Below are 5,117 nucleotides of genomic sequence, written 5' to 3' on the forward strand. Positions count from 1 at the left end.
GCGGGCGAACCGATGAAGCCCGCGACGAAACGCGTCGCCGGCTTGTGATAGAGCTCGTTCGGCGTGCCGATCTGCTCGATGCGGCCCTTGTTCATCACCACCACGCGATCGGCGAGCGTCATCGCCTCGACCTGGTCGTGGGTCACATAGACCGTGGTGGTGCGGACCTTCTGGTGAACCTTCTTGATCTCGATCCGCATCTGCACCCGAAGTTTTGCGTCGAGATTGGAGAGCGGCTCGTCGAACAAAAACACTTTTGGATTGCGCACGATCGCGCGGCCCATCGCGACGCGCTGGCGCTGGCCGCCGGAAAGCTGCTTTGGCTTGCGGTCGATCAGGTCGGTGATGTCGAGCATGCGGGCAGCTTCCGTGACCCGGCTCTTGATCTCGGCCTTCGGGTAGTGCTTCAGCCGCAGCCCGAACGACATGTTCTCGGCGACCGTCATGTGCGGATAGAGCGCGTAGTTCTGGAACACCATGGCGATGTCGCGATCCTTGGGCGGCACGTCGTTGACGACGTCGCCGCCGATCATGATGTCGCCGTCGGTGATGTCCTCGAGCCCCGCGATCATTCTGAGCGTGGTCGACTTGCCGCAACCGGACGGGCCGACCAGCACGACGAACTCATGGTCCGCGATATCGAGATCGATGCCGCGCACCGCCTCGACATCGTCGTAACGCTTCACGACCTTACGCAAATTCACTTCCGCCATGAGTTTCAGCCCTTCGTCGCACCGGCGGTCAGGCCGGCAATGTAGTAGTCCATCAGGAAAGCATAAATGATCAGCGGTGGCGCGGCGCCAAGCAGCGCGCCGGTCATGATCTGGCCCCAGTTGAAGACATCGCCCTTGATCAGCGAGGTGATGATGCCGACTGGCATCACCAGCTGGTCGGTCGAGGTGGTGAACACCAGCGGATAGAGGAACTGCGCCCAGGAGACCGTGAACGCGAAGATGGTCGCCGCGATCAGGCCGGGCAGCGCCACGGGAATGAAGATTCGGGTCAGTGTCTGGAACCACGAGGCGCCGTCGATGATGGCCGCTTCATCCAGCTCCTTCGGGATCGAGGCGAAATAGCCGATCATGATCCAGGTGCAGAACGGCACCGTCAGCGTCGGATAGATGAACAGCAGCACATACCATCTGTTGAGCAGGGGGATGCCGGTCCACTCCTGAACCGTGGCCAGCATCTTGAACAGCGGGATGAACAAGAGGCTGTCGGGGATCAGGTAGGTGAGAAAAACACCCGTGGCGAGCGTTGCCGAGCCCCAGAACCTCATCCGGGCCAGCGCGAAGGCGGCCGGTACGCTGATCAGCATGGTGATGGCGACCACGACGACGGACACGATCGCAGAGTTCCAGAAGAAGCGCAGGAACTGGTTGGAGGTCAACAGCTCGATGTAATTCGAGAGCGTCGGATGAAAGACCCACCAGGGATTGGTCGCGGCCGAGATTTCGGCGCTGCTCTTGAGCGACGTGATCAGCATGTAGAGTGGCGGCGTCAGCGAGAAGATCGCGAATACCACGAGGAAGAAGTAGGACCAGCGCAGCGCCCAGGCGCGGTCGCTTTTCATGCTGCCATATTTGACCTTGCGGCGGGGGCCGGCCTTGTCGATTGCGAGCGTGCTCATCAGGCCTCGTTCCCGCGTTTGTTGATGTCGCGCAGGATGAAGATCGCAGCGATGGCCAGGATCGGCACCATGAACAGCGACACGCTGGCGCCGAGCGGAATGTCGCTGCTCTCAATGCCGACGCGGAACGCCCATGTTGCAAAGATATGAGTCTGGTCCAGCGGACCGCCGGAGGTCAGGATGCGCACAATGTCGAAATTGGCAAAGGTGACGATCAGCGAGAACAGGGTGGTGATGGCGATGATGTTGCGCATCATCGGCAGCGTCACGTACCAGATCCGCTGGAACCAGTTGGCGCCGTCGATGGCGGCGGCTTCATAGAGCTGCTCGGGCACTGATTTGAGCGCCGCCAGGTACATGATCATGAAGAACGGCGCCCCGTACCAGACGTTGACCAGGATGACCGAGAAGCGGGCCCAGCCCGCTTCACCGAGCCATGGGATCGGGCCGATGCCGAAATAGGACAGCGTGTAGTTGAAGGCGCTGTAGGAGGGATCGAACAGCCACAGCCAGGCGAGTGTGCTCATGGCGGGCGGAATCACCCAGGGCACCAGCAGCATGCCCCGCCATTTGCGCTGTCCCTTGGCCGGAATGTTGTGAACGAAATGCGCGACGATGAAGCCGATCAACGCCTTGAAGACGACCGCGGTGATGGCGAAGAGGCAGGATTGCCTGACAACCATCCAGAACGTTTCGCGCTTGAACAGGAAGGTGAAATTGCCGAAGCCGACGAACTTCTGCATCGACTTGTTCAGCGTTGCCAGGTGGACCGAATAGAAGGCTGGATAGAGCACGAGCAGCGCGATCAGGAGAATCAGCGGTAGCGTCATCAGGAACGCCACCGTCGATTTTCGTTTCAGTGCGTGGTGCAGGCTCGCGCGCTTGCGCGTGCCCGCTGAGCGGGCGAGGCGACCTTGCTCAACGACGACATCGGCCATGGCCAAGCTTCCTTGCAGGATGTCTTGTGATGAAGCCGGCGGCGTCTGCCGGCTTCCTCCGGGCATGTGGAGTGAACGAGACGCTGCCGCGGCGGCTCACACCTGAGTGAGAGCAGCCCGGAACATCCCGGCTTAGCTCCGCATGAAGCCTTCGCACTCGCCCTCGGCCCAAGCGAGCGTGGCTTCCATCTTCTCGCCCTGCGCATAGCGCAGCGCGATCTTAGTGAGCGTCGCCTGCGCGTAGATCTGTTGGGCGATCTTTGGTGGCGCGGGCCAGGCTGCAATCGACAAGGTCTGGTGATTGAACGGGTTCGGATAGTGATAGAGCGTGCCCTTCGGTGGTCCTTGTTCCGCCCACGTCTTCAGGGTGGTCATCTTTTCGTATGCCGGCAGATCGTAGCCGCCGCTGGCGCTGACGAACTTTTCAATCGACGACGCCTGCGACAAATGCGTGAGCAGGCTCCTGGCCGCTTCCTTGTTCTTGGAGAATTTCCAGAGGCCCCAGAAGTAAGGCAGATACGGCGCGAAGCGGCCCTTCGGCCCGGATGGAAAACCGTGAGTCCAGCATTGTTCGGCCACCTGAGGTGCATCGCGCTTGGCCACCGCCCAGGCGCTCGGCGGGTTCATGATTAGGGCGCCCCGGCCGGAGATCAGCCACTTGTTGTTCGATGCGTCATCCCAAGAAGGCGCATCCGGCGGCAACACCGCGATGAGCTTCTTGTAGAACTCGAGGGCCTGGCGTACCGCATCGGTCTTGACCGTGAGATCGCCCTTGGCGTTGATAAGTTCGGCGCCGAATGACTGGAAGATCGCACCCGCGGTGTCGACGCTATCGGTGGTCTCGCCAAGACCGATTCCGAAGGGGAAGCCGCCCTTCTGGCAGGCCTCTGCCGCCTTCAGGAATGTATCCATGGTCCAGTTGTCGGCCTTCGGCGGCGCGCCCGCCGGGTACATCTCCTGCACATCGATATTGGCGAGTTTCTTCATCAGATCGATGCGGGAGCAGGGCCCCTTGATCTGGCTGCCGATCGTTGACGGAACGGCGAGCCAATTGCCATCAGCCTGGCCGAGATATTTAACGGTGCCGTTGACGTCACCATTCTGCTTGATCGCCGCCTCGACGACATCATTGACCGGTTCAAGGTGCTCGGCATAGGCATGCGGCCACCAGGTGTACATCGCGAGGATATCGTGGCCCGATTGCGCCTGAGCTTCAGCGGCGACCGTCAGCTCAATCTTCTTGTTCTGGCTGGTGATGTAGTCGATCGCGACTTCGACCTTCTCCTTCTCGGCCCATTCCTTGACGAGAGCCTCGGAGGTCTTGTTGGCGTCGGGAACCCAGTGATCCCAGAAGCCGATCGATAACTTGCCGGCGGCGTTTGCGGTGCGGATATAGGGCGCGGCGACCAGCGCCGCCGAGGACATGGCGGTGGCTGCTACGAACTGTCTCCTGGACAGCTTTCTCCGGATCATGGCGTAACCCTCCCTGGTGAGCCAATCGGATAGGTCGGGAAATCTCGTTGTCGTTGATTGTCTTGCGGGGGCTTGTGCCGGCCCGTGGAGATTTCGTTATCGGTGATCAGAGCAGAATTGATGGCGTCTGTCGAGAAACCAGGTTGTCGCTGCTCTAGAACTAATGTCGCGCGCACATGATGGGCGGCTCGGTGGCGAGACGACGATATTGCGTCGCACACCACGGCTGAACAGACTTGCTCGGCGACGCGTTCGAAACGCACGTTTCTAACGTGAATCGCGGGTCTGGCACGGTAGCGACCTCGCGTCGAAAACGCTAAAATCGGGAATCGACGGGCGATGATCAATGACTTCAGCGACCTGTTCGAAAGACGATCCAAGGAGATCCAGGCCATGCCGAGACTGACATCGAAACTGCGCGCACGCTGGAGGCTGTGTGTCGTGGTCGGGGTGTCTGCCCTGTTTCTGTTCAATGCGCCGCGACTGGTCGACGCGCAGGGACTGATCAAGGGCGTCGAGCAGGGCGCCCGGGAGGGCAACCGGGCGGCGGGGCCGGTCGGCGGCGTTTTGGGCGGTGCCATCGGCGGGGTGGTCGGCGCCGTCACGGGCGTGTTTACCGGCGCCGGTGGACAGACGGCGCAGCCTGCACCCAAGGACAATGCGAGGGATACCAAGGCCGGTGCAGCCGGATCAAAGGGGACAAAGGTCGCCAAAGAAAACGCGAAGGAAAATGCAAAGGATACCAGCAAGGCCGCCAAGCAGGTCCAGGTCCTCACGCAGGAAGGTACGCCGCAAGTGACTGCGGATCAGATCGTCACCAACAGCGATGCCTACATCGAACGCATCAAGAAGGAGCTGAACCTGACGCCCGACCAGGAAAAGAACTGGTCCGGCTTCTCCAGCGCAATGCACTATCTCGGGCATAACGGCGCCGAGCGCCTCAATCTGCGCCTCGCCCGCGCCAAGCGCGATCCGCCCGACGACATCATCGAGCAGATGCGCAACGAGGCGCAATTCTTGATCGATCGCGCCGCCGACCAGCGCAATGTCGCCGACGCGGCCGAGCCGCTGTTTGC

General features: G+C 61.1%; 5 protein-coding genes. 1 reads left to right on the plus strand and 4 read right to left on the minus strand.

From position 1 onward, the window contains the following. The 4 genes from JOZ76_RS28645 to JOZ76_RS28660 form a co-directional block, all read right to left on the minus strand. Nucleotides 1–713, minus strand: a 713-nt coding sequence (locus JOZ76_RS28645; RefSeq protein WP_291704423.1) for an ABC transporter ATP-binding protein, incomplete at its 3' end; no start/stop codon positions are given. 5 nt (nucleotides 714–718) lie between these two features. Next, entirely contained in the window at nucleotides 719–1,630 is a 912-nt protein-coding gene (locus JOZ76_RS28650; RefSeq protein WP_291704424.1) for a carbohydrate ABC transporter permease, read from the minus strand. Then, nucleotides 1,630–2,568 (minus strand): carbohydrate ABC transporter permease, encoded by a 939-nt coding sequence (locus JOZ76_RS28655; RefSeq protein ID WP_291704426.1) that lies wholly within the window; start codon nucleotides 2,566–2,568, stop codon nucleotides 1,630–1,632. The genes JOZ76_RS28650 and JOZ76_RS28655 overlap by 1 nt, the downstream gene beginning before the upstream one ends. Before the next feature lie 132 nt (nucleotides 2,569–2,700). Further along, nucleotides 2,701–4,041 carry an ABC transporter substrate-binding protein gene (locus JOZ76_RS28660; RefSeq protein WP_291704428.1) on the minus strand — a complete coding sequence of 447 codons (1,341 nt, stop codon included), beginning with the start codon at nucleotides 4,039–4,041 and terminating at the stop codon, nucleotides 2,701–2,703. Between the two features lie 393 nt (nucleotides 4,042–4,434). On the opposite strand from JOZ76_RS28660, the gene JOZ76_RS28665 reads away from it, so the two are divergent. Further along, a partial coding sequence (locus tag JOZ76_RS28665) for a hypothetical protein (RefSeq protein ID WP_291704430.1) occupies nucleotides 4,435–5,117 on the plus strand: 683 nt, incomplete at its 3' end.

The sequence above is a fragment of the Bradyrhizobium sp. genome, assembly GCF_019244115.1.
GTDB lineage: Bacteria > Pseudomonadota > Alphaproteobacteria > Rhizobiales > Xanthobacteraceae > Bradyrhizobium.